Genomic DNA, 25,855 nt, shown 5'->3' on the forward strand with positions numbered 1-25,855 from the left:
GCGTCAGATATGGTTTTAAATTCATAAATTTGAATTGTTTGGGTTTATTATAGATTTATCACAATTGAATTTTTAATCTGATTTTGTCAGAAAGCAGACCCGAACCTATGGCCAGAAGTGCTTCGAACCACTTCTGGCATTTTTTTAGGATTTGCCGATTTGTAAAGATTTACATAACGAAAACCCTCCTTCCTTCAATTTTAAATCGGACATTTCCAGTCTCTTCGATAATCTTTAATAAGGCTGTTATATCTCTTTGCATAGATATTTCGGCACCAAAAGCAAGATTTGGATCTGGTTTCTTTTTATAAATCACCTCAATATCATACCAGCGTGTAACCTTTCGCATAATATCTTCCAGGCTACCATTAAACTTAAAATAACCATTTTTCCATGCTACAGCTTCCTCTATATCTACATGGCTCTTGACATAAAAACCTTTAGCAGAAAGGACAGATTGCTGTCCCGGGTTAAGAAATTCAGAATTATTACTGTTCTTGGCCGTGACCTTTACCTTCCCTTCTAACAAAGTCGTTTTAACTTCCTGATCTGAATCGTAATTACTAATGTTAAAATGTGTACCCAATACCTTGATTTCCTGTTTGTCTGTTTTGACAATAAAAGGATGTTTTCCATCTCTTTTTACTTCAAAATAAGCCTCACCATTTAATTCAACTACACGATCCCCACTCTTATTTGCAGCAGTAGCATACTTTAAACTTGAGGCTGAGTTTAAGGCGACTAAAGTACCATCAGGTAAATGAACCTGGTAAGTTTCACCCTTTGCTGTAGAAAGTGTATTAAATATGTAAGCATTGTCATTTGCTTCAATTTCATACACGATCTGTCCATTTTTAGTTTTAGAGATCTTAAGACCGGCCTCCTTTGCTATTTCTCCATTTAGCATATCAGAAAGAACGATTTTCTTTCCATTAGAAAGTGTTAATGTAGCAGTTTTTTTTCCAGGAACAATCTCTGTTACAGGAACAACCGCATTTTTTTGCTGTACAACAGGTTCTTTGAGATAAAAATATAAACCAGCTCCAATAATTAAGACAATAGAAGCTGCAGCAGTCAGGATTCCAGGCCATAAAACTTTTTCTTTCTTTAGGCCAGGAAGCTCCTTGCTTATTGCCAATAGATCTTCCTGAAGGTCTTCTTCAGAGATCTTATATTCAGGATAAACTGTAGAAGAAATCCAATTTTCTAAAAGATCTCTTTCTTCTTCTGTACAAGTTCCCGTTCTATATTTATCTAATAAATCATTTAATTCCTTATTGTCCATATTATATCTGGTTGGGATATTTATAGTAGTTAGTCGGACGGTAAAGGTGAAAGGGTTAAAAAAAAGATAAAAAAAATTAAAGATTTGAAAGAAAAGCCAATATTAGCATGGAACCTAGCTTTAATTTCAAAATTTTAAGAGCGTGTTGCATATGACTTTTGACTGTTTGTTCTGAAAGTCCAAGTTCTTCGGCTATTTGTTTTCTGGTATAAAAGCTTCTCCTGCTTAAATTGAAAACCTGACGCATTTTATAGGGAAGAGCTTCTATTTCTTTCTCTATTATCGCTTCCAAATCTTTGCGTCTGATGCCATGATCTGTAAATTCTTGTTCTGTTTCTTTATATAGGTTAAAACTCTCAATATATTTAACAGATACCTTTTTGTGAGCAAGAATATCTAGTATTTTATTTCTTACCGCCGAATGTAAATAGGTTGTAAGCGTATATTTAAGACTTAGATTTTCATGATTTACCCATAAAGAGAGAAATATTTCATGAATAAGATCTCTAACTTCCTCCCTATTTCCTAGTCTTTTATACGCAAAAAGGTATAATTGCCGTTTATAACGTTCATAGATCTCAGTATAAGCTTTAGCATCTCCAGATTTTAGTAATTCTGACAGTTCTTCATCTTTATAGTTACTATAATCCAACATTATATTTAGCTCAGATAGAGTTAATAAGATTTTTTCCAATTATAAATATTATTTCCTTGTAAACGCAGTTTTCAAATGGAAAATTAACATTAATAAATTGTAAAGTCTATCTATCTGTAATAGGACGCAGATATTTGGATGCTATAATTCTGTACTTAATCAGTTATAAAACCAACAATCCAAAATCTCTTAAGCTATAAATTGGTTTTGAATACCAGAACAGTTCAAAAAGTTCCATTTTAGTTTCAAAATCAGCTTTAATCTCTTGAAAAGTATAAACCTGCGTATTGGAAACTGCTATTTTTTGTAAGATTGAAATTAACCATTCTCCTTCATTTTTATTTGTCTGAATGCTAAATGTTTCCTTTTTATCATGAAATATTAGATTAACCATTTCCAGAGATTTACCTTTTTTATAATTGGTAAAGACCTCCATTTCCGGTTTCCCTCCTAACCATACAATTTTTGCTGTCGGTTTGGTATTTAAAAGTCTATTTTCTCCTATTAAAGCCTGATCAATAAAATCCGATGGGATCGTTGTTTTAGGAATCTTGAAATCAAACCAGTCCTGCAATTTATAATCAAAGCAGATACCATGCATAAAATTAAAAAGTGATTTCTTCAGTCCATAGCTAAATTTATCATGATCTATTCCTGTCTTATCTATGTAATTGATATCATTATTCGCAAAGGTCCCGATCTGTTCTGTTTCTTTGACTACACCAAACTTTTCTGGATACATACCCACTGGACTATGTGCTGTCATTGCAAACTGATGCCAAAAGCCAGACTGTAAAATACCTGCTTCAAACAACTGTCTCACCATTTCCAGACTATCAACAGTTTCCTGTACAGTCTGTGTTGGATAACCATACATCAGATAAGCATGAACCATCACCCCTGCTTCTGTAAAATTACGCGTTACCTGAGCTACCTGTTCAACCGTTACACCTTTCTCAATTAGCTTTAATAACCTATCGGATGCGACTTCCAAACCACCAGAAACAGCTATACAACCCGACGCCTTAAGTAAAACACATAAATCTCTGGTAAAGCTCTTCTCGAAACGGATATTAGTCCACCAGGTTACAGAAATACCCCTTCTTAAAATCTCAAGTGCTACTTCACGCATCAAAGCTGGTGGTGCAGCCTCATCCACAAAGTGGAAGCCATTCTGCCCTGTCTTTTCGCTTAACTCTTCAATCCGATCTACAATAAGTTTAGCAGCTACAGGTTCATAAACCTTAATGTAATCCAAAGAAATATCACAAAATGTACATTTTCCCCAATAACATCCATGTGCCATTGTTAGTTTATTCCAGCGCCCATCACTCCACATTCTGTGCATAGGATTTACGATTTCTATAACTGAAATGTATCGATCCAATTGTAAATCGCTATAATCTGGTGTCCCCACATCAAGCTGCTTGTAATCGCTTCTTAAAGCATCATTTTTATAAACTACGGTTCCATTCTCTAATAGAAAAGTTCTTTTATATAGATTAAATACCTGCTTTTTTGTGATAGCATCGTAAAGCAATTCAATAGGCAATTCTCCATCATCTAAGGTGATATAATCGAAAAATTCGAACACTCTTTGATCAGAAAGAGAACGAAGTTCTGTATTGGGGAAACCACCGCCCATTGAGATCTTAATTTCAGGGTAATGTTGTTTTACATATTGCGCACATCGGAAAGCCGCATACAGATTCCCTGGAAAGGGAACAGAAATCAAGAATAATTTAGGTTGAATCTCAGCAATCCTTTCCTCTAAAATTTTAATCAGAATTTCATCCATATAGGTATAATCCTGATTTAAAACTTCGTAAAGCTCATCGAAAGAGTTGGCACTCCTGCCTAACCTTTCTGCGTAACGACTAAAACCAAAATTGGGATCAATACATTCAATAATGAAATCTGAAATATCCTCAAGGTATAACGTAGCCAGGTGCTTAGCCTTATCTTGCGTTCCCATTGCACCAAATGCCCAATCGAGTTCTTCCAATTGTTCAAACCTTGATGCTTCAGGTAAAAAATCCTCCTGGCAAATCTGTAAAGCCAGGGTTGGATTTTTACCTTGTAAAAAAGCTATAACAGCATCAACTGTCTTGATATACTCGTTTTTTAAGGCAATTATCCGCTTTGCATTTAAGCTTTTTTTCTGGTCAGATGATGCTTCAGCATGTAGAAAAAGACCTTCCAAACCTTTCTTTGAAAACAAAGCCAAAATTACTTCAATACCCAAATCAGCTTGTGTTGAAGTAATACCTTTAGTATTCAAAAAACCTTTGATATATGCGGTTGCAGGATACGGGGTATTCAGTTGAGTAAAGGGAGGAGTAACAAGGAAAAGGTCTGTTTTCAAAATGGAATAGAATTGTATTTCTCTGCAAAAATATCCATAATTATTTTAGCGAAAGAAGATTACCTACTTTATCCTTGTTTCCCTTATACTATTTTCTCAAATACTTAATTACTGCCATCAGATCTTCTTCCCCTAATCCATCTGCTGCCGCAGCTTCAAATGTATTCAATAAGGGTTCAGAAAGTGGCGACTTTAGTCCGGCCCCTTTTGCCAATTTTAAATCTTTAACAATATATTTCAAAGCAAAAGCAGGAGGATAATTATCGGCCAATATAGCAGGGGTTTTTAATTTAATGATCCCATTTCCACAAGCACCTTCATTGATAATTGTCAGCATATCTTCCTTACTAATACCATTTTGTTCAGCAAAAAGCACTGTTTCTGCCAGGGCTTGAATATTGACACCTAATAAATAATTGATTGCAACTTTAGCAGAACTACCAGCACCCACCGGTCCTAAATGCAAAGCTAGCTTACCCAGTGCACCTAAAATTGGTTTAGCCTTTTCAAAATCTGCTATCTCAGCTCCAGTCAGTATAATCAATTTACCGTCCTTAGCCGGTTGTACACTACCTGAAACGGGAGCATCTATAAATGCTACTTGTTTGATTTTACATTTTGCAGCAAGAAAACGTGAGGTTTCTGGAGCAACAGTACTCATATCTATCAACAACATTCCAGGTTTTGCTCCTGAAAGCAAACCTTCATTTTCATCGTAAACAGATTTTACTGCTCCATCATCCGAAAGCATAGTAAATACAACATCGCAATGTGATGAAAGTTCCTTTAGGCTATTAGCGGATATCGCTCCTGCTGTTGTTAATTCCTGTTCCTTGTTTTTATTACGGTTATAAACTGTTAGTTCGTATCCAGCCTTAAGAATATTTAAAGCCATGGGCGTACCCATATTGCCTAACCCGGCCCAACCTATCTTTAATGTTTTCATAATTGTAACTTGCGAATGTTTAAATCACGCCCCAAGTTACGATAAATCCTGCTTATCCAAATATTAGTTCCAGTTGTCTATCTTGACATCATTTGGATCAGGAGTACCTCTTCCAGTCTCTAAAAGAGATTTAAGACTCATCAAAAATATCGCCCATTTAGTACTGCAATGATGCATAAACTCTATAGGTTCTTTCCAATTCAGATGCTTGAAAAGCACAATAACATAATCACCATCCTGTTTCAAATCCCAAATAATAGTTGTACCTACCCATTCGTCTGGTCCTGCCACAACTGTCCACTCTACATGATCAGGCATATTCAAATCAGTAACTTTCATATCAAAACCTCCGGCACCAAAGCGGAATTCGATAATGTTACCAACTTTATCGCCTTCTCCTTTGGTATTGCTTGTCCACCATCCGGCAAGGCCTTCCCTTGTAGTCAGTGCCCGATAAACATCATCTATAGATGATGATTTGATTCCAATTCTATGCAAGATATCTGCCATAATTTATTCCTCCAATTTTTGTTAAGTAAATCTGTTAAGTAAAGATAACACTTAAAAAGATCTGCTTTAGGGTGCTAAATAGACATTATGACGGGTTGATTTGGACAGCTATTTTTTTTATATTCGTTAAAAAGAAGAGATGAAACATCTTACTATACTTGTTCCGGATGGAAAGAATAACCTGAGTAGCATTATAGGTGCATATAAAATATTTACCAGAGCCAACGAACACTGGGTAAATACAGGAAGAAAACAAATATTTAAAATCCAGCTTGCAGGTATTTCTAAAAAAGTCGATTTGTATGAAGGATTATTTTCGATTAAACCACATACCAGTATTACTTCAATAAAGAAAACTGATCTTATTATCATTCCCTCATTAAACCATAATTATCAGGAAGCAGTAAAAGGGAATCAATTAATGATCAACTGGATAGGTAAAATGTATAAAGCAGGAGCTGAAGTTGCCAGTATTTGCACCGGAGCATTTTTACTCGCCTCTACCGGATTGCTAGATGGGAAAAATTGCTCTACACACTGGGCTGCAGCAGATAGCTTCAGGACATTATTTCCTAAAGTCAACTTACATACTGATCATCTGATCACTGATGAAAACGGAATTTATACCAACGGGGGAGCTTATTCTTTCCTTAATCTGATGATTTATCTGGTAGAAAAGTACTATGACAGACAAACGGCTATCTTTTGCTCAAAAGTGTTTCAGATTGAAATAGACAGGCAAAGTCAGTCTGCCTTTACCATTTTTACCGGGCAAAAGAAGCATGATGATGATATGATAAAACAAGCACAGGCTTATATTGAAAATAAAATTGAAGAAAAAATCTCTGTCGAACATTTATCAGCTCACTTTTCTATAGGCAGGCGGAATTTTGACAGAAGGTTTATCAAAGCTACAGGCAATACACCTGTTGAATATGCTCAAAGAGTAAAAATTGAGTCCGCTAAAAAGACATTTGAAACCAGTCGGAAAACTATAACCGAGGTTATGTATGCTGTGGGTTATACAGATATTAAAGCATTTCGAGAAGTCTTTAGAAAAATTACAGGCTTATCGCCACTAGCATATAAACAGAAATATAATAAGGAAACACCAACATTTTAACAATAATAAAGGACTTACATCACTATAAATTCATAATGAGTATTTTTTTTCGATAAATTCCTTTAAGGCAATAGTGTCCTTACTTCCAATTAGAACAGTTTTACTTTTTCCATTAAAATAAGTCATTTCTATGGCGTCTCTCCCCTGAATATTGTATAACATACCTTTTTCAGTAATCCTAATACCTAAACCCTGGGACAAGGATGTCTTAATTATTTTTATCTGTATAATTTCTAAAGGATTAATTTTGATATGTATTAACCCAATTCCATAGATGATATGAATGCCTTCATCATCAACCCTAATCTTTAAGCGGTAGAATATTAAAATAAATAGAATAAAGGATGCGATAATTGGGACGAAAACCTTAGTGGGGAGAGGATTATCTCCAATTTTCATTAAATAAGAAATGGTCAAACAGATGACGACTATTGAGAATATGAGGATCATACCCCATCCTATCTGAACTTTTTCATATTTCATAAGCGTTAAATTTAGTAGAAGATAATAATTACTAAAATATGATTCTTTTCGTAAATGCCAAAGCGGATCGAGTTACTCCCTCTTAACCACTTTACTCACTTCATTTACGATATACCCACTTTTAAAATAAGAATAGATATCTTCTCCAGGACAAGCGGTTTGCTTACTATGGTCCCTATGAGTGGAAATGTCTTTAGCTGATATATTGTATTTAATACATTGATCTGCCAATAGATTGATCAATACTTTAAGGAGCTTATCGTCTAATTTTTGCTGATTATAATTACCTAAGAAGCAGATCAGTAAATGCCCCGTAGGATCATATTCTGTATTGGTTTCACCTACAGTTAATGGATTTCTCCCCTGGTAAACAGTTCCATCAGGAGCAATCAATAAGTGATATGGAATATCTGTCCATTTACGATCAGGTCCCATTGTCCAGGTTTGTATATTCTTTAACCGTTGCCTCGCATCATCGGCGGTGGTTAAGACCTTGCCTCCTTCATGGTGGACAGTGATCTTTATTGGTACATGTTGTTTATAAGGTCTGGCCTCTTGCGCTTTCCATTCAGCCCTTGGTAAAATCACAACAGTATCTCTAGTGGTCAGTTGATGTGATTTTCTTGATTGAGCAAAACCTTGTTCAGAAAAAGAGAATACTATTCCAATGACAAGGAGAGCTGTCGAAGTTGAAAAAATCTTTAGTCGCACCATTGGATTTATTTTAAGAAGGAACAAATTTAAATCAAATATATAGAAATCAACCATTTAAGTCAACAAACAATAAACCTAAAAAATGATTTTTAATTGTTATTTTTAGATTATCACTTCCTTTACATACGCTATGAAAAACCAGAAAAGATATCCTTTTGATGTTTATATTTTAGGATGCTTATTTATTTTCTTAAGTTTTTCTTCAGCAAAAGCTCAGGTGAATAATTCCTCAGATTATTTTTTGAAAAAAGGGAAAGCATACACTGGTATTACATTTAGTTTTGATAATAGTAAAATTGAAAATGAGGATAGATTAATTGTACTCATAGAAGATCGTAAAAACAACGCTTTTGACATCAAACTAGATGGTGGCTATTTCATTAAGGATAACTGGACTGTTGGAGGGTTGATTAATTACGGCAGCTCCCAACGTGAAGGAGTTGACGTAAGTCCACAAAATATACGTTCACAAGTTAACCAGGCTTCTAAATTTTGGGGAATATATGGAACCACAAAACTATACATCCCCCTGGAGTCTAAAAATCGCTTTTACTTATTTAGCGAAGTTTTGTTTGGTGGCAACTTCAACAATCAGTTAAAAGAGTCAACCACAGATGGCGTATTAACACGAACTTTTGTAAAGGACCGTATGGCTGAACTAAGATTTGTTCCAGGAATTATGATTAAGGTCGTTCGGGGTTTTGGTATAGAAACAGGTGCCCAAGTAGCAGGTATTAACGCAAAATGGTCTAACACCACAATTAACGGAGAACCCTATACCAAAAAGGAATCTGTGTCCGCCAATCTTTCTATTAACCTTTTAAGGCTGTCATTAGGCTTTTATTATTTTTTTGATACCAAAAAGAAATAGCTATATGAAAGATCTGCATAAAATACTCACCTCAGTACTGCTGATTATATGTATTTCTTCATGTGTTAAAGAAAATTATTTTGGTAAATCAAAGTTGAAACAAATCCTCTTTTTTTCAATAGAGAACCAGAGTGGCAATACACGTATTGACCAGGATTTTTTTAAGATATATGTCACTGTTGCCAATGATGCTAATATTCATGCATTAGCAGTAGATTCCATTTCACTATCCACATTCGCTTCCATATCACCTGATCCGAAAGAGGCTCAGGATTTCTCTAAGCCATTTATTTATACCGTAATGGCTGAAGACGGTACATCGGTTAATTATACTGTTTTTGTGAGTCAGGAGAGTAGTAATCCACAATTGGAGAATTCAGGATTTGATGATTGGTATACTCCCAATGGAAAAGCTTATAAACAACCAGGAAAGGATGCCAGCACCATTTGGTCTTCCGCAAATGACGGAGTAACAACTACAGGTTCAAACAATTTCAATACAACTCCGGTATTAATATCTGGAACCGATTTTGCTGCTCAACTGGTAACAAAAGATTTAGGATTAATAGCACAAATAACCAAACAACGAATGGGGGCTGCGACATTATTTACTGGAAAGTTCATCCTCAATATCTCTAACCCCTCTTTATCCGCTCAATTCGGAATTCCATTCCAGGCTAAACCGTCAGCTTTTAGCATTGATTATAATTACAAAGCAGGAACACCCTATAAAGATGGATCAAACAATATAATTAGTAAACTGGATTCAGCAGACCTTTACATTTTACTTGAAAACAGAAACGACCCTAATGCAATAAAAAGAATAGCTACTGGATGGTTGCGGGTTGGCAATAGTGATGATGCCAGCTATAAAAAGACTACAATACCTTTAATTTATGGTCAATTGCCAGCAGAAACGCCTGCATATCAAAAACCATTAAACGGAATCTATGGTGCAGCAACAGAAGCAGTAACACATATTAGCGTTGTATTTTCTTCTAGTGCAAATGGAATCAATTATGAAGGGGGCGTAAATAGCACCTTATTACTAAACAATTTTTCATTAATCTATTGAGTTAAAATTATCCAGAATATACTGACGGGCTTGTTCTTGAGTCAATACAGCAAAGTCCTTGTAGCGCTCATGTACATCAATAATTTCTTCCAGTGCATCAGCAACAAGTTCTTTGTTTTCCCAACACTTAAGATGCTCAACGACTTTTTCTATACATCCTTTTTTATAAGCAATTTGGCCAATCACATGAACTAAGGTCTTTCTAACCCTCGACGTTTTATCATGCTGCAATTCCTGCAATAATGGTAAAATATCATTCGGATGCTTACGTCCTCTGAGTTCTATACCATGACAAATCTCTCTGCGGATCTCTTTATCTTCATGATGCAGGTATAGTTTTGCCCAGTTTAAAACTGGAACAGGGTTTACTTCCCCCATCTTCTTTATAGAGCCAATAACTGCATTACGTGGAGAATGGTGTTCATCGAAAAGACCACGGTCAAAAAAACTTTTTACAGAATCAAAATCTGACTTCCCAATTTCTCCAGCCGCATTGATGACTGTTTGACGTACTTTAAAGTCAGCATCCAGAAATAGCTTTTCCAGCATATCAATAACCCGCGCTCTTAGGTTGGCATGAGTTCCATAAATTCTCCCAATAGATAGGTAGGCAGATTTTCTAATGTAGGTATCTTCATCTTTAAAATAAGTAATTATGTTTTCAAATTGTGCTGCCTTCAAATCATTCAGTATATTACTACTGATTTCTGCAACAACATTTAAACGTTCCGTTTTACTTAAATCATAAAATCCCATAGTACAATATTATTTTAATGGCATCATCTTTAACAATGTCATTATGAAAAACTTTTGTTGATAACATTTAAATATCCTTCATTATTCGATTTCTTGAAAATGATATCCTGACATTGATTGAACTGAACGAATTCTTTTAGTGCCTGACTAAACTTTTCAATAATGACTTGTTCGAGTTCCATGGGTTCAAAATGAATATTATGTACAATTAATACCTTTTGTTTACGGTCGGCCTTGGCATCCATTCTTGCAATAAAAGTTTCTCCTGCGAGTACAGGTAGAGAAAAATAACCATATACACGTTTCGGCGCAGGTACAAAGCATTCAATCTGATATTCAAAATTGAAGAAATCCTTTAAACGGTGACGAAAGACATTCAGTATATCGAAGGGAGAAAGAATGAAAACATCATTTGATAGTTTTATATTAATTTCCTGATTTGGGAGCATATAGAACACAGCTTTCAGATCTTCGACCATTACCACCTTTACTTTGCCGCAATGAGCCATTTTTTCCAATTCCTTTTTAATGAGGTTGCCTTTCACACGACGACCGCGCCAGGCTATTTCTTTGACATTGGCAATTCCAAGTGCCCTTATAGTACGTAGGATAACAAACCGTGCATACTCCTCATCTGTAGGCATGCTTAAGTCTGTTTCCTGTGGCACTAAGTTAAGCGGTAGGTCGTATACTTTTTGGAAGGATTTAGTGCGACTTATCATTAACCTTCCATTGAGGTAAAGCCTTTCAAGTGCAACTTTAGCAGGCCGCCAATCCCACCAGCCCGAACTGGCTCCTAAACGATCATTCTCAAAATCCCCAATCATAAGTGGTCCTTCCCGTTCTATACGATCCAGAATTTGCTTCATTAAATTGATTTCCGACTTAAAGTTTGGTTTACCTTGAGTTTCAAAAGCCTTTTTTACAGGTAATGAAAAGCGGAAATCCTGCATTGGCAGATAACCTGCATCCGAAATGAAGTACTCATAAATACGGCCATCTTCACAAAGATTGGCCAGCCATTTCGTTTCATAATCTGGCACACGTGCAGCCATAACATGATGATGAGCACGCTCCACGACATAATTCGTATCCAACTGTACAAAACCAAGGTGGTCAATCACTCTATAAACAGCCTCAATTCCCTCCCCGAACTGTGCTTTCCGGGCTAGCCCGGCAGCATCGATGATAATATTCCGCGCCTGTTCTTTCGTTAGGGAGATATGTTCCATTAGTTATGGAAATTTACCGATCAAACTTTAAAACCGTCAGTACAGGAAAATGATCTGAAGGATAAACATCCCCCTCATAGTCATCAATCACCTTATATGCCATAGAAGATTTAATATTACGAACAAAAATATGGTCAATCTCCGTACCTTTTGTTCTGGAGTTTACCATCAAACCAGAACCTGAAAAAGAAGGGCCTGATGCTGGAGTAGAGCAAATTCTTTTGCTGTCCACCAATGTCATTTCTCCTGTTTTATCAATCAACATGCTAAAAGATTTATCACGTATCAAATCAGAATTGAAGTCACCCGTTACAATTACCTCGGCATCGTCGCCTGCAATTTCCTTTATCTTCGACTTCAACATTATCACCTGCTTTTGCCGCATATCATCTTTAAGTGAAAAATGGGTATTAAATACATAAAAAGTTCTACCCTTTTTACCCTGCTCTTTGAACTTGCCCCATACACAATTCCTGAAATGCTTATCCTCACCAGCGAATATGCCTGGTACATTTGGCTGGTCAGCATACCAAAAAACACCTTTTTCCAATACCTTCAACCTCTTCTGATCATACATAATTGGATTCAGGCTCTGGCGCTTCCCTGGATTATCCAGATTTGATTTCCCATCATCAGTACCCCAACCAAAATAATTGTACTTAATTTCCGATGAAATATATTCCATCTGACTGATGAAACCTTCCTGAATACCAACGATGTCCGGATGATGTCTTTTTATTAAATTCACCATCCCCTGCTTACGAAAAGTCCATTGTGTTGGTCCCTTTGTCATTTTATCCCACAGGATATTAAATGTCATTACATTAAGGCTTTTGTGTGCTTCACTTGAAGGAGTTTCGGTTTTTAAAGCCTTTTCTTCATCAGGAGGTCTGACCACCTCTGCTGTTCTAAGCACAGTGGAATTTACAGTTCCCCTTGCTACACTACTATACATAGCTCCCGTAACTAACAGGGTCAGTAGTGCAAATTTTTTCAATATATCAAGTCTTCTATTTTGTATCATTTTTTGTTTGATTTTATTTGGATCAAAATCTATTAATCTAATTCTTTTTTACAGTTGGCTACAGGATGATTCGGGATCCAAATTACAAATATTAAGGTCTAATTTAACTCCTTTTCATTCAAGAGTCACAATTACCAGAAATATATTATTGTCTTTTAAATGCATAAAGCCTTAGATTTTCTCTAAGGCTTTATTATCAACACATTTTAAATTCAAAAAAGCTTATTCTCGATTTTGTCTCGCCAGTTCCAATGCTGATGTTGTAGTGAAGTATTTAGCAATCATATTAGGCACTTCCCATTTTGGCAACGCACCTGCTTTGATGTAGCTTAAGAAATTTTCTGTTACCCGGGCGAAGTGGGCTTCATGTCCTTCTTTATATTTGCCAGGGATAACAACCTGCCAGCCTTTCTCAGTATCTACAATATCAATACCTGGGTATTTCTTCTGTAATCCTTTTACTTTTGATATCAAAGCATTTTTAAAGACCTGGTTCTTCTCATTTACGGGCTCTATGTACAATTCTGGTTTGTATTTTTGCTCCTCTGCCTGACGGATAATCAAGTTTGACTTTGTTCCTCTCATTATTGAATAATGGGTATCAGAAGTTCCTTCAGGCGCCTTGTAATTCCATTTCACCAATACTTTAACATGCACCCCTTTCAAAACATAATTAATTTCTCCGTTGGCATACACTTTTAAAAGATTGTTCTTTATGTCTTTATTTAATGAAGCAGGAAATGTATTTAGCTTAGTAATGTCCGAAAATTGTTCCAGGGTCAAATCTGTACTCCAACGTTTTGCGGCAGTAATTTCGATATCCTTTTTGTAATCCAGAATTTGCTCTGGAAAACATCCCCACTGTACCAGATCTACCAAATGGGTGGTCACATCTACTATTCCTTCTCCTTGTTCATTAACATCAAAAAACCAATAAGGGCGAGTCAGCGTATTTCCGGATACCTTCTTATAAAAGTGATGTACACTCTCTTTAGTTACTGCTGGATGCTCTAAAGTACCCCTTTCCAGACTTCCGAAAACTTCTGGCAATTGAGAGAATTCCTTTTGTAAAACACTAGTGATCTCATAACGTTCAGTCATAATATCATAAAGTAGAAGATGCTTATCAGCTGCTTTTTCAAATGCAGTTTTTAAAGTTTCAAAACCTGTTTTATCAATAGCCATTGGTTTGTCAGACAGCACATTTAAACCTCCATTTATTGATTGATCGATATAATTGATCTTTTTAAGATTATTACCCGCTAAAACAACCACATTCCCTTTTTTTTCAGCGAGCATTTTTTCAAGGAAATCATCTTCTGTATAAACAATTTCGTTCCATGCTGTAGGATTCTCTGGATCTGAATTGTATTTTTTTATCAGTCCCAAATAACTGTTTAAGTCATCTCCTTTAGACGCATAGACATAAACATTTGAGTCTACATCAGGATACATAGATTTTTGAACTAAAGCTGCATGAAAATGACCTGGATCTAACGTAATCAACTTTATCTTTTCATCAGTATTCTGGCTTAACTTCTTTGAATTTCCACAGCCTGAAACAATCAGAACTGAGATTATAATATAAATATTCTTCATCCTAATTAAACCTTGTAGTATTGCTCCCAGCCTTTACGTGGTGGTGGCCCAACCAACAGGGCATTGGCAACTTTATTATTCGTAATTACTTTGTTTTTTCGGTCAAAATCAAGCTTTGTATTTAATTTCTGTGCAAGAACCCCTAAACAGAATACCTGACTAAGCGGACCTGCTATTGAAAATGGTGAACGTGTTTTTTCTTCTCCTTTACAAGCTTGAAGGAAATTCTTAAAGTGGTTTGAAGGGCTTTTTGGCACTTCTGGCAATGAACCAGCCATAGCAGCTCCTTTTTCTGCAGGAATAATTGAGAGTGTACTACCATGAGAACCTCCTTTAAAAATAAGATCCTTGCTATATATGATCTTTCCTGGGTTCAATTTCGCAGGTTCAATTTTCCCTGTGCTTGGTGGTGGTATATTCGGGTCTAAACCAGATACGCCATATCCCTTAGGAATCGGAGGTAAGTTATTTACACCATCATACCAGTTAATGTCCAACGCTGGCATATTTCCTCTCTGTGGGAATTTAAAAGCTATTGTAGAACACAATGGGAAAAAGAAATCGTTATGTCCTACCAATTTAGGAACGATTTGGTTTGGTAATCCCAAATCCAGAAACTCGTGTGCAGTATCCAAAATGTGTGCACCCCAATCCCCAAGAGCTCCCATACCTAAGTCAAACCAGCAACGCCATTGTCCATTCACATAATCCTTGTTATAATTATGACCAGATGTTGCCATTTGCCATATATCCCAATCCAGTGTATCCGGCATTGTTTGAGCAAGTGGTAAAGAGGTCATGTTGAGATTCCATGAATGCCAACGTCTTGGCGCATTCATATGTGCTGTTATTGAGGTGACATCTTTAATAATGCCTGCTTCTTTCCAGGCTTTAAACTGAAAGTAATTTGCATCAGAGTGACCTTGGTTACCCATTTGCGTAACCACCTTATTGTATTTCTTTGCGGCTTTCATCATGAGCTCTACTTCATTAAAAGTACGAGCCATTGGCTTTTCTACATAAACATGCTTACCTAAGCCCATAGCCATCATTGTGATCGGGAAATGCGAAAAATCAGGCACGCCAACGGTAACCGCATCTATCTGATTACTCATTTTATCAAACATCTTCCTGAAATCCTGGAAGCGAGGTACATTTGGAAATTCTTTCAAGATTGCCTCAGTATGCGCTGCACCCATATCTACATCACATAATGCAACAATATTAACAAGTCCTGTTCTATACAAATCACGTATAATTTCAGCTCCTCTATTTCCAATTCCGATACAAGCCAAATTTACCCGCTCATTCGCGCTGGCAAATTTTATATCTCCCTTACTCATCCCCATCAGTATACCCGGGGTAACTGCGGCGGCGGCAGACAACATCATTGTCTGCTTTAAAAAATGTCTTCTCGAAAAGTCTTTTGTGCTCATTTTAATTTTGAAAAAGTTTATATTCGGTATTGATCTATCATTCTGATATTGATTGAGACGACCTCCTCTTAGTCAACAACAGTAATTTAAATGCTTTTTAAGTAAGCCAAACTTTTAGGAACCTGTTGCTTTACTCCTTTACTTTCGTCTTCAATATAGAAATACTTAATTGATGTTTTCTTAGCTGCTTTGAGTAATTCCTTCATATCAATCTGACCACTACCGAGCGCTACGTTTTCACCACCAGCTTTAGGGCGATCTTTTAAATGCATCAGTTTAAAGCGTTTTGGATATTTTTTCAGGTATTCTATCGGATCATAACCCGGTACCAACACCCAAAGCACATCCATTTCAAAGGAAACATATCTAGGATCGGTCTTTTGAACAAGATAATCGAATAGACTTTCTTTAAAGAAGTCTCCTCCTGGTACGAACTCCTGACCATGATTATGGAAACAAAACTCCAAACCTCCTTCTTTAAGTTTTTTACCAAAAATGTTAAAATCAACAACCGCTTTTTTTATGATGTTTGAGTCGATGGCCTTCTTATGTGGAATTGAAGGTATACGTACAAACTCAGCTCCTAATATTTTAGCTGTTTTTATTACATTCTCAGCATTATTGATATCCCCATAACCTACACCATAGGTCGTGCATTTCATACCTCGTTCATCCAATAAAGCCCGCATCTTTTCAGGGCTTAACTTAAATAGACTTGAAAATTCGATGTTGGTTATCCCCATGGATTTAATCATATCCAATGTACCAGGTACATCTTCAGAAAAAGCATCTCTGAAAGTATAGGAAACTACTCCAGGTGCTTCTTTTAGAAGTTTCCCAAAACGTTGTGCAAAAGAAGATTGAACCAATATTGAGCATAGGATCAAACAAAATAATGTTTTTTTCATGTGTTTATTTTTTTAAAATTTAGTACTAATGCTAACGCCGTAAGTCCGTGGAGTTCCTAAGTGTGTAGCTCCAAAGTCGTAGGCATAATCTGCGTATATTTTATTCCCCAGATTTCTTCCCCAAACAAAAAAATCTAGTTTCTTCAAGGAAATTCCAAATTTGGCATTAAACAAGTCATAAGCCTTTTGTTCCAGCTTATTCTCCAGATCAAAATATTGCTTACCTGTTGCAGCCCACTCAGCCCTTCCAACAAGTTTTATGTCTTCTAAAGCAGAAAGGTCATATGCATATTGTAAGGCAAGCATAGAGGTGTAATCAGGTGTAAATACCTGTCTGTTATTATCCAGGTTTAATACATCTTCTTCCTTACCCAATTTCAGGTCAGTGTATTTAGCATCTGTAAAGCCTAGGTTGTAATCTATAGACAAACCTTTTACAGGTATAGCCGAAATTTCTAATTCTGCGCCTTTACTCCTTAGCTTGCCTGCATTTTTAGTAACGGTAATCGCTTCAGGAAGGATTAAAGTCGGCACCTGGGCATTGTTTACACTGGTATAAAATACCGCTGCATTAACCCTCAAACGTTCCTTAAAAAAGGTATTCTTAGTTCCAATCTCAAAGCTGTTACTATTTTCTGGCTTATAAGTCACAAACTGAAGCGATTCAGAACTCGTTTGGTTGATACCGCCAGCCCTGAACCCTTTATTGTAACTCGCGAACCAATTACTGTATGCCAGAGGCTGATACTTCAGACTTACTTTGGGAGAAAAGGCATGATAACTTTTTAATCCGCTTTCAAAATCAGGAGTTGTTGAAGGCTGCATTCCATCCATAATGATTTCATCAAAGCCATGTAGCTTCTTGTGCTCATAATCATATCTAAAACCTGCTGTTGCACTCAGTTGAGTTGTAATGGTATACCCCAATTGAGCATAGGTTGCTACGCCCATACTTTTAGCAGTATGCGTCGCAAGGTCCGTAAAGTTAATAATTGGGCTACCAAATAAGCCAGCATCTTCACCATAATGTGTCCCTTGCTTTGTTGGACTATATTGATAAAAACCATACAGACCGGCAGTCCAATTAAACCTGCTTTCTAAAGCAGTCGGAGAGCTGAATTTAAACTCCTGACTTAAGACCTGAACTTTGTTCCAGTCCTTACCAAAATTGTTTTTTATGGAAACAATATCCAAGGCCGAAAAATCACCATCAATAGGTGTTTTATAATACCTATAATTCGATTGATATGCAGTTTGAGATGAAATATGTATCCGATGAGTTAAGTAATTAACAGAAAATGAAGCATTAATTAAATTATCAACCATTTGAGTAGTTGCATCCTGATTCACTTTAAAAGGATTTTCAAATGCTGCATCCATTGAACCTACCAGAGGAAAGGCTCCATTATTCCTGTTCGCATTATGCTTTACATTTAAAATCATGGATAGCTTATCATTTACAAGATACTTTAAGAAGTAACTTCCCATAATTCCCTTAAACTTATCGAAGCGTGCATCTGTAAACTCATTGACATAAATTCCACTCTGTACATTATACATACCAGTCGCTCCAAAAAACAGTTTATCTTTTATCAACGGAGTCCGTAAACCAAGTGTATAACGCTGCTGTCCAAAACTACCTGCATCTATCCCTGCAAAACCTGATGTTGTATTGTTTGGTTGCTTTGTGATGATGTTAATTACGCCTCCCATGGCATTTCTACCATATAAAGTACCCTGTGGGCCTCTCAATACTTCAATCCTATCTACATCCAGTAAATCCGAGATATAAGTATCCAGGCCAAATTGGTTTACCCCATCAACATAAGTGGCAATTGCCGGATCATATGAGGTACTTACCATTCCTCGCACAGATACGACATTTCTGCCATCACCAGGATTACCTGCATACAGGTTAGGTATAATCGTGCGAATATCTCTAATGTTTCTGATACCGTATGCCTCAATCTGATTTGCTGAAATTGTGGTTATGCTAAGCGGCACATTGGCTATATTTTCAGCACTTTTTTGAGCAGTAACAACCACCTCATCCAATTGTTTATTAGAAGCAACAAGTTTTAAATCAACAAGAGCAACATTGTTGTTAACAATGATATTCTTAATTGAGGAAGCATAGCCAGAAGCACTAATCTGAATACTATACTTTCCAAAAGGTACATTTACAAATGTAAAATCACCTTTTGAATTGGTAGAAATACTATAATTTGTATTGAGTATATGAATCGTAGCGTTACCAACAGAAATCCCATTACTATCACGTACAGTTCCAGTTAACCGACTTACATCCTGTGCATGCAGGCTATTTTGAATGAGTAACAAAGCACACAACAAATAAATTTTTTTGATCATTTTTAAGTATTAGTTATTTAGCTGCAATCTCCAATTGAGTTTTATCAGAACTAAATCGAATATTATCTATTTTCACTTCCTGAATAGTTGTATCATCCTGTAGATTATACAAAACGATCCTAAAATAGTTAATAGCTGCTAAATTTGGGGCACCCTTAACATCTTTAAATTCCTTTAAAGAAATAATTACGTTATTCCAGCCTGCTACAAGCTTGTTAGAGCCTACTTTAAGACCACCAAAAGCATACCCATAGGCGTCAACATTTGAATTCGCCGCACTTGATATGGCTACCTGTCCGCTACCTTTAAGTAATTCTGGTTTTTCAATAAAAAACCAAAATGAAATGTAACCATTATCCTGCGTTACACCGGTATCAAAAGATTGGCCATAGATTTTTCTTAGTCGTTCAGGTTTGTAACCGTTTGAACTAATAGAATAGCTTCCTTCCTTGTGATCTGAATTTAATTTTGTTGGACTTCCATCACTGAACCACTGATGCTGTTTATCATCCAGTGATTCGCAACGATCTAATATCTGAACCTTCTGGGCATTGGCATAAGAACATGCTGCTAACAGCAATACTGTAGTAATCGTTTTTTTCATCCGTTTATAATTTGTTTTTCATTTGTGATGAAGCTATCAGATTTATCCATCCCAAGTGTGGTTTGAATAAATCATGATGGTTTCATATCGTTTATATTTGATTTAGTTTGATACTAAAATCATTTTCCTACTTAACAAAAACATAATAAAAGATTAATAATAATATCAGACTCCTAAAAATCTAGAAAAAACTAAAAACCGATAGCTGTTAACTAATTATTAAGGCTTTTTTAATTACCTGATTATACATTAGAAGCTAAAACCAAATTAATTAATGTATGAAAAAAACAATCCACCTGACAATTCTGTCGATAGTCCTTGTTGTAATTATTGCTTATACCCCAGCATATGCAAGAAAACAAAGAGTCCTGGTGTTTAGCAAAACTCTCGGATTTCATCACAATTCAATTAAGCAGGGTATTGCAGCTATCCAAAAACTAGGTTCTGAAAATAAATTTGATGTCGATACGACTACAAATTCAACTTATTTTAATCTCCAAAACTTAAAAAAATATGCTGCTGTTATATTTTTAAGCACAACTGGCGACGTACTAAACGATGAGCAGCAAGCTGCTTTTGAAAAATATATACAAGCTGGTGGTGGATTTGCAGGAGTACATAGTGCCACAGATTGTGAGTACAACTGGCCCTGGTTTGGAAATCTGGTAGGTGCATATTTTGCAGGCCACCCAAATCAGCAAAATGCAACATTAAATGTTGTAGACCGCAAACATATTTCAACCAAACACTTACCGGAACAGTGGAAAAGAAAAGACGAGTGGTATAATTTCAGAAATGTAGCAAAAGGTTTAAGTGTTCTGATCTTTATGGATGAGAAAAGCTATGACGCAGGTAAAAACAAAATGGGCGACAATCATCCAATAGCCTGGTACCATAAATATGATGGTGGTCGTTCCTTCTATACAGGCCTTGGTCATACAGAAGAATCCTTTTCGGAACCGCTATTTCTGGAACATTTACTAGGTGGGATTAAATACGCCATGGGTAGAAAAAAGTAACCATCATTTAAAACCAAACTTATGACTCAAATTCATACTACCAAATTATTCTGGGCTAGTTGCCTGGCATTATTAGTGACCTCACTTTCATTCGGCATACGTGCAGGAATGATGAACCAGCTGGGGATTGATTTCCAATTAAGTGCAAGTCAACTCGGGACTATAACTGCTACCGCATTTTGGGGTTTTCCGTTAGCCATTGTTATAGGTGGTTTTATTGTCGATATTATTGGAATGAAGCGGCTACTGGTTATGGCTTTTATTTTCCATTTGGCAGGTATTGTCTTAACCATCTTTGCACAGGGATACTGGACCTTATTTTTTTCTACTTTACTCATTGGCATAGCCAATGGTACGGTAGAAGCCGCTTGCAATCCATTAGTCGCTACTTTATATCCTGAAAATAAAACTACTCGCTTAAACTACTTCCATTTGTGGTTCCCTGGAGGTATTGTTATCGGGACACTCCTGGTCACCCTTTTTGTACAAATCGGACTGGGATGGAAAATTCAAGTTGCTATGATGTTAATTCCGACGGTAATTTACGGGTATCTATTTTCAAAACTACAATTCCCGGTTACCGAAAGGGTATCATCAGGATACTCAAATGCAGACATGTACAAAGCAGTACTCTCGCCCCTATTTATTTTTATGTTTATTTGCATGTTTGGAACTGCCATTACCGAATTGTTTACCGGTCAGTGGATAGGCCTTTTGCTAAAAAATGTAACGGATAATGCCATTTTGCTACTTACTTTAACTACAGGTATTATGGTTATTGGCCGTGCCTTTGCCGAACCTGTGGTCAAGCGTCTGGCTCCTCAGGGTGTATTACTTTTCTCCGCAATTTTTGCAACTGCCGGCTTGTATATGCTGAGTACTTTCAGTGGCAGTTCAATTTTCTTAGCGGCTGTTATTTTCGGTATTGGTGTTTGTTATTTCTGGCCTACCATGATTGGCTTTATAGCCGAGAACATACCTCAATCAGGGGCATTGGGATTAAATCTGGTGGGTGGTGCAGGTATGTTTGCCGTATCCATTTATACTATTTTCATGGGCGGTTTTTATGATAACCTGATTGTAAAACATTTACCTGCTGACGCCAATCTGGAAAAATACTTAGTAGCACCTGAAAACTCTGCTGATGCATTAGCACTTGCGAATGCCAAAAATCTAGCAGGCCCAGAGGTGTTGCAAGTCACATTAATTATCCCAATAGTATTGGTTATTGCATTTACAGGATTGGTGATATACATGAGATCAAAATCTAAGCGAATTTCAGAATCAGTTCTCCTATCAAAGGTACAGGATTACTAGTCTTACGATATGTTGTACACTTAACGTGCGAAAGCCTGTTGTGGAAAGCAACAGGCTTTTTTAAGCTGAAACCTTAGTCAGACAAAATAAATCAAGAATAAAATATTAATCTTGCATTTAACCAAATTAAACCCAATAAATTAATCCTTTATTAGTGTTTTATTAATTGGTCACCGCGTAATTTATATAAGATTAAAACATGCCAATGTGATAATCTTATTAATTAACCAAATAATAAATTCACTAACCTAAACCGTGTATGATGAGAAAACATTACTTATTTCACATATATTATCTGACCTTACTCCTGACATTTCAATTCGGAGTAACTTATGGTCAGGAAAAACAAATTAATATTAAGGGTACCGTCCTGGACAAGACCAATCTACCCATAATAGGTGCTTCAGTAAATATAATAGGAGCAACAAATTCAAAAGTGACATTAACTGACCAGAATGGAAAATTTAAAATCAGTGCCCCTCTTAATTCAAATTTAAGAATCAGCTACCTTGGTTTCCTTACCCAGCAGATCAATATCAAATCAGATGCTGAGTTAAAGATCATCCTGGAAGAAGATTCAAAAAGTCTGACCGAAGTAGTTGTTACAGCTATGGGCATTAAACAAGAAGCAAAATCCTTAGCTTATGCCCGTCAAAGTATTGATGTTTCCTCCATGACGGAAGCAAGAGGAAGTAGTCTTTTAGATATGCTTTCTGGTAAAGCTGCAGGTATGCAAATTATCTCCGGTGGCGGACCAGGCGCCTCAACCAGGGTAGTATTAAGAGGAAACAATTCACTTACTGGCAACAACCAACCTTTATTTGTAATAGATGGGATACCAGTATTGAACAATTCAGGAGAGAGTGGGGACCTTGATTTTGGTAGCCCTGTAAACAGTATTAATCCTGATGAAATTGAAAATATTGAAATCTTAAAAGGTGCAAATGCTGCTGCGCTTTATGGTTCCGATGCTGCAAATGGTGCAATATTAATTACAACCAAAAAAGCAGGCAGAAAACAAGGTTTGGGTATCAACTACGGATTTAATGTGATGGTTGGAAACCTTTATAACTTCCCTACCCTTCAAAACATATATGGTGCCGGTCAGGGTAACCAATTTAAAAGAGAAGGGATGAACTATTACGGCAATTCCGGAAACGGCGTGTCTTTCGACCCTAATCTTCCTTACGGTATCTGGAATCCTAATATGGGTAATCAGGATCAACGTTCATGGGGTATGCCCATGCTAGGGTTTGATGTTGTTGGTAGAAACGGAGAAGTAAAACAGTACATACCTCGTCCACAGACCATCGAGAGCATGTTTAAGACTTCTAATACCATCACCAATAGTTTTGCTATCGACAAACTGACAGATGCTATGAGCATCAGGTTTTCTTACACTGGACAAAAGGCTAATGACATTCTAGAGAATTTCAATTTATTTGACAGGCACAACTTTACTCTTAGAAGCACTGCCAAGATTACCAATTACTTAGATATTGATGCCAACATCAGGTATACTTTTGAGAATATGGACAACAGAGGTTTTCGTAATGCATCGAACAGAAATCCTTTGTATGTCATTGCAAACTTACCCAGAGATGCCTCTTATGAAGAATTGGTCCCATGGAAACAAAACGACAAAAGGCCATTTAATTTTAACGGGTTTAATAATCCCTTCTGGCTGTTAAATGAAACTTCCAATAAGGATATCAAGAACCTGTTAAATGCCAGCCTTACAGCAAACATTAGACTAAACAGCTTGTTTAGATTCAGGGTTCGTGCATCCACAGATATTCAGCAATCTAAAGGATGGGATTTCTCGAATCTCCACTCTCCCTTTGATATTGATGGCGAATATTTTAACTGGAGTCGTTTAATGACCAACAATAACTTTGACGCCTTATTGTCTTTCAACAAAAAACTGAATAAAGATTTTAATCTAAATTCAAACTTTGGTGCTTCGGTACAAGATATAAAAGGAGAAAGAGTATCTGCCAGAGCTTCAATGCTGATTGCTCCAGATCTGGCTAGTGTAGCCAATGCCAGGGGTCTAATTGGTACGCTACAAGAGCCAGAGCGTAAAAATAAGCAGGCAATTTTTGCGATGGGTAATTTAGGATACAAAAACTGGGCATTTTTAGAAGCTACAGCTCGTAACGAGTGGTCGAGTGCTTTACCTATAGATAATGCTTCGTATTTCTATTATTCACTAGGTACAAGTGTCGTATTAACAGATGCTTTAAAAATAGATAAGAAAGTACTTTCTCATTTAAAGCTCCGTGCCTCTTTTGCTCAGGTGGGTAATGATACTGGATTTGACCGTCTTTACAGCGGATACTATAGAGGAGAAACAGGTTCATTTAATGGCATTCCCTTCTTCATAGGCGAAGATATACTAAAAAATAAAAGACTTAAACCGGAACAGACACAATCCTGGGAATTTGGTACAGAGATCAGACTATGGAATGGACGTGTGAATACAGACGTTACTTATTATAACAAAAGCACTAAAAATCAAATTGTTGAAGCTGATGCCATATCAGCCAGTGGATACCGCAGAGAGATCTTGAATGCTGGTGAAATACATAATGAAGGTATTGAGGTGAGTTTAACTGTCAATCCGGTTAAAACAAAATTATTCAATTGGAACACTACATTCAATTGGGCTAAAAACAGATCAAAAGTTGTTTCACTGGTAGAAGGTATTAGCAGATATGAAATGGCCAGTGCTGATAACATCAAGCTTTATGCAGAAGTAGGTAAGCCCTATGGTGTTTTTTATGGTAATGATTACAGAAGAAATAGCGATGGTGCCATTTATGTAGGTACTGATGGAAAACCTAAGTTTTTACCTGATCAATATCTAGGGTCTATCCAACCTGATTGGTTTGGCGGATGGCAAAACTCATTTAGAATCGGTCCGGTTGATTTAGGCTTTATGATTGACTTCCAATCGGGTGGAAAAGTATGGTCTTACACTGCATTTAGAGGCGGCATTGATGGCAATACAGTACAATCATTAGATGGTCGGTACGACGCGCTTGTGTCTGAATTAATTCTGGGAGAAAACAGTGATGAAAGAAGAGGTTTTCTTCAGCCAGGAAATACAGTAAAAGCCAATGCAGATTACTTGCAAAATTACGTAGCCTATCCAGATGGATGGCGTCCAAAAGGTGTTCAACTGGGGAATACCGTTTACGATCCTTCGTCAGGTTTTTGGGCTGACAAGCCGTCAATGGCTTGGGTAAGTCCGATGGACCATTGGACACATAACAATGCTTCAAGTGCTGCCAGATATATCTATGATGCAACTTATATGAAGTTAAGAGAAGTTACTATTGGATACAGTCTGAAGAATTCCTGGTTCAAAAAAACGCCAATAAAAAACGCAAGAGTTGCTCTGGTAGGTCGTAACCTGGCTATTTTATATCAGAATACACCTAAAGGATTAGATCCGCAAGCAACATCAACAACGGGCAATGCTCAAGGTTTTGAACGTGGCTTCAACTTACCAATGTCAACCTGGGGATTTGACCTTAAACTATCATTCTAAAAATACT

Annotated in this window: 21 protein-coding genes; 6 read left to right on the plus strand and 15 right to left on the minus strand. The window is 36.6% G+C overall.

Annotated elements, in window-relative coordinates:
* Window positions 1-169: 169 nt before the first annotated feature.
* The 5 genes from ABDJ41_RS09055 to ABDJ41_RS09075 all read right to left on the minus strand — a co-directional run bounded on the left by ABDJ41_RS09055 (window position 170) and on the right by ABDJ41_RS09075 (window position 5,761).
* Window positions 170-1,285, minus strand: a complete 1,116-nt coding sequence (locus ABDJ41_RS09055; protein ID WP_349785628.1) for a FecR domain-containing protein — start codon at window positions 1,283-1,285, stop codon at window positions 170-172.
* Window positions 1,286-1,361: 76 nt separating this feature from the next.
* Entirely contained in the window at window positions 1,362-1,979 is a 618-nt protein-coding gene (locus tag ABDJ41_RS09060; RefSeq protein ID WP_349785629.1) for an RNA polymerase sigma factor, read from the minus strand.
* 124 nt (window positions 1,980-2,103) lie between these two features.
* On the minus strand, window positions 2,104-4,305 hold the full coding sequence (locus ABDJ41_RS09065; protein WP_349785630.1) for a B12-binding domain-containing radical SAM protein: 2,202 nt from the start codon (window positions 4,303-4,305) through the stop codon (window positions 2,104-2,106).
* A gap of 88 nt (window positions 4,306-4,393) precedes the next feature.
* Window positions 4,394-5,251 (minus strand): NAD(P)-dependent oxidoreductase, encoded by an 858-nt coding sequence (locus ABDJ41_RS09070; RefSeq protein ID WP_349785631.1) that lies wholly within the window; start codon window positions 5,249-5,251, stop codon window positions 4,394-4,396.
* Window positions 5,252-5,314: 63 nt separating this feature from the next.
* Window positions 5,315-5,761, minus strand: a complete 447-nt coding sequence (locus ABDJ41_RS09075) for an SRPBCC family protein (RefSeq protein WP_349785633.1) — start codon at window positions 5,759-5,761, stop codon at window positions 5,315-5,317.
* Between the two features lie 139 nt (window positions 5,762-5,900).
* Between ABDJ41_RS09075 and ABDJ41_RS09080 the strand changes: the two genes are divergently transcribed.
* Window positions 5,901-6,884, plus strand: coding sequence for a GlxA family transcriptional regulator (locus ABDJ41_RS09080; protein WP_349785634.1), 984 nt, complete (start codon window positions 5,901-5,903; stop codon window positions 6,882-6,884).
* A gap of 30 nt (window positions 6,885-6,914) precedes the next feature.
* On the opposite strand, the gene ABDJ41_RS09085 is transcribed toward ABDJ41_RS09080, so the two are convergent.
* Together ABDJ41_RS09085 and ABDJ41_RS09090 are read right to left on the minus strand one after the other, a co-directional pair.
* The gene (locus ABDJ41_RS09085) at window positions 6,915-7,367 is read right to left on the minus strand and encodes a hypothetical protein (RefSeq protein WP_349785635.1); all 453 of its coding nucleotides are present in this window, start codon (window positions 7,365-7,367) and stop codon (window positions 6,915-6,917) included.
* A 72-nt stretch (window positions 7,368-7,439) separates the two neighbouring features.
* Window positions 7,440-8,081 (minus strand): N-acetylmuramoyl-L-alanine amidase, encoded by a 642-nt coding sequence (locus ABDJ41_RS09090; RefSeq protein ID WP_349785636.1) that lies wholly within the window; start codon window positions 8,079-8,081, stop codon window positions 7,440-7,442.
* Between the two features lie 130 nt (window positions 8,082-8,211).
* Here ABDJ41_RS09090 and ABDJ41_RS09095 point away from each other — a divergent pair, with 130 nt between their 5' ends.
* Both ABDJ41_RS09095 and ABDJ41_RS09100 read left to right on the plus strand, forming a co-directional pair.
* Window positions 8,212-8,952 (plus strand): hypothetical protein, encoded by a 741-nt coding sequence (locus ABDJ41_RS09095; protein WP_349785637.1) that lies wholly within the window; start codon window positions 8,212-8,214, stop codon window positions 8,950-8,952.
* Between the two features lie 4 nt (window positions 8,953-8,956).
* On the plus strand, window positions 8,957-10,027 hold the full coding sequence (locus ABDJ41_RS09100; RefSeq protein WP_349785638.1) for a PCMD domain-containing protein: 1,071 nt from the start codon (window positions 8,957-8,959) through the stop codon (window positions 10,025-10,027).
* Here ABDJ41_RS09100 and ABDJ41_RS09105 read toward each other — a convergent pair.
* The 8 genes from ABDJ41_RS09105 to ABDJ41_RS09140 form a co-directional block, all read right to left on the minus strand.
* Entirely contained in the window at window positions 10,016-10,783 is a 768-nt protein-coding gene (locus tag ABDJ41_RS09105; protein ID WP_349785640.1) for a sister chromatid cohesion protein PDS5, read from the minus strand. The genes ABDJ41_RS09100 and ABDJ41_RS09105 overlap by 12 nt on opposite strands.
* A gap of 41 nt (window positions 10,784-10,824) precedes the next feature.
* Entirely contained in the window at window positions 10,825-12,015 is a 1,191-nt protein-coding gene (locus ABDJ41_RS09110; RefSeq protein WP_349785641.1) for a winged helix-turn-helix domain-containing protein, read from the minus strand.
* Window positions 12,016-12,028: 13 nt separating this feature from the next.
* Window positions 12,029-13,039 (minus strand): endonuclease/exonuclease/phosphatase family protein, encoded by a 1,011-nt coding sequence (locus ABDJ41_RS09115; RefSeq protein WP_349785642.1) that lies wholly within the window; start codon window positions 13,037-13,039, stop codon window positions 12,029-12,031.
* A 222-nt stretch (window positions 13,040-13,261) separates the two neighbouring features.
* Window positions 13,262-14,638 (minus strand): putative oxidoreductase C-terminal domain-containing protein, encoded by a 1,377-nt coding sequence (locus tag ABDJ41_RS09120; protein WP_349785643.1) that lies wholly within the window; start codon window positions 14,636-14,638, stop codon window positions 13,262-13,264.
* Window positions 14,639-14,643: 5 nt separating this feature from the next.
* Window positions 14,644-16,074 carry a Gfo/Idh/MocA family oxidoreductase gene (locus ABDJ41_RS09125; protein ID WP_349785644.1) on the minus strand — a complete coding sequence of 477 codons (1,431 nt, stop codon included), beginning with the start codon at window positions 16,072-16,074 and terminating at the stop codon, window positions 14,644-14,646.
* Between the two features lie 86 nt (window positions 16,075-16,160).
* Window positions 16,161-16,982 (minus strand): sugar phosphate isomerase/epimerase family protein, encoded by an 822-nt coding sequence (locus tag ABDJ41_RS09130; protein ID WP_349785645.1) that lies wholly within the window; start codon window positions 16,980-16,982, stop codon window positions 16,161-16,163.
* A 12-nt stretch (window positions 16,983-16,994) separates the two neighbouring features.
* Window positions 16,995-19,352, minus strand: a complete 2,358-nt coding sequence (locus ABDJ41_RS09135) for a TonB-dependent receptor (RefSeq protein ID WP_349785647.1) — start codon at window positions 19,350-19,352, stop codon at window positions 16,995-16,997.
* Between the two features lie 13 nt (window positions 19,353-19,365).
* Window positions 19,366-19,956, minus strand: coding sequence for a hypothetical protein (locus tag ABDJ41_RS09140; protein ID WP_349785648.1), 591 nt, complete (start codon window positions 19,954-19,956; stop codon window positions 19,366-19,368).
* 278 nt (window positions 19,957-20,234) lie between these two features.
* On the opposite strand from ABDJ41_RS09140, the gene ABDJ41_RS09145 reads away from it, so the two are divergent.
* From ABDJ41_RS09145 to ABDJ41_RS09155, 3 genes are all read left to right on the plus strand, one after another.
* Window positions 20,235-20,975 carry a ThuA domain-containing protein gene (locus ABDJ41_RS09145; RefSeq protein WP_349785649.1) on the plus strand — a complete coding sequence of 247 codons (741 nt, stop codon included), beginning with the start codon at window positions 20,235-20,237 and terminating at the stop codon, window positions 20,973-20,975.
* 21 nt (window positions 20,976-20,996) lie between these two features.
* Window positions 20,997-22,292, plus strand: a complete 1,296-nt coding sequence (locus ABDJ41_RS09150; RefSeq protein ID WP_349785650.1) for an MFS transporter — start codon at window positions 20,997-20,999, stop codon at window positions 22,290-22,292.
* Window positions 22,293-22,551: 259 nt separating this feature from the next.
* The gene (locus ABDJ41_RS09155; RefSeq protein ID WP_349785651.1) at window positions 22,552-25,848 is read left to right on the plus strand and encodes a SusC/RagA family TonB-linked outer membrane protein; all 3,297 of its coding nucleotides are present in this window, start codon (window positions 22,552-22,554) and stop codon (window positions 25,846-25,848) included.
* The last annotated feature ends 7 nt before the right edge of the window (window positions 25,849-25,855 follow it).

Source organism: Pedobacter sp. ASV1-7 (assembly GCF_040203335.1).
Taxonomy (GTDB): domain Bacteria; phylum Bacteroidota; class Bacteroidia; order Sphingobacteriales; family Sphingobacteriaceae; genus Pedobacter.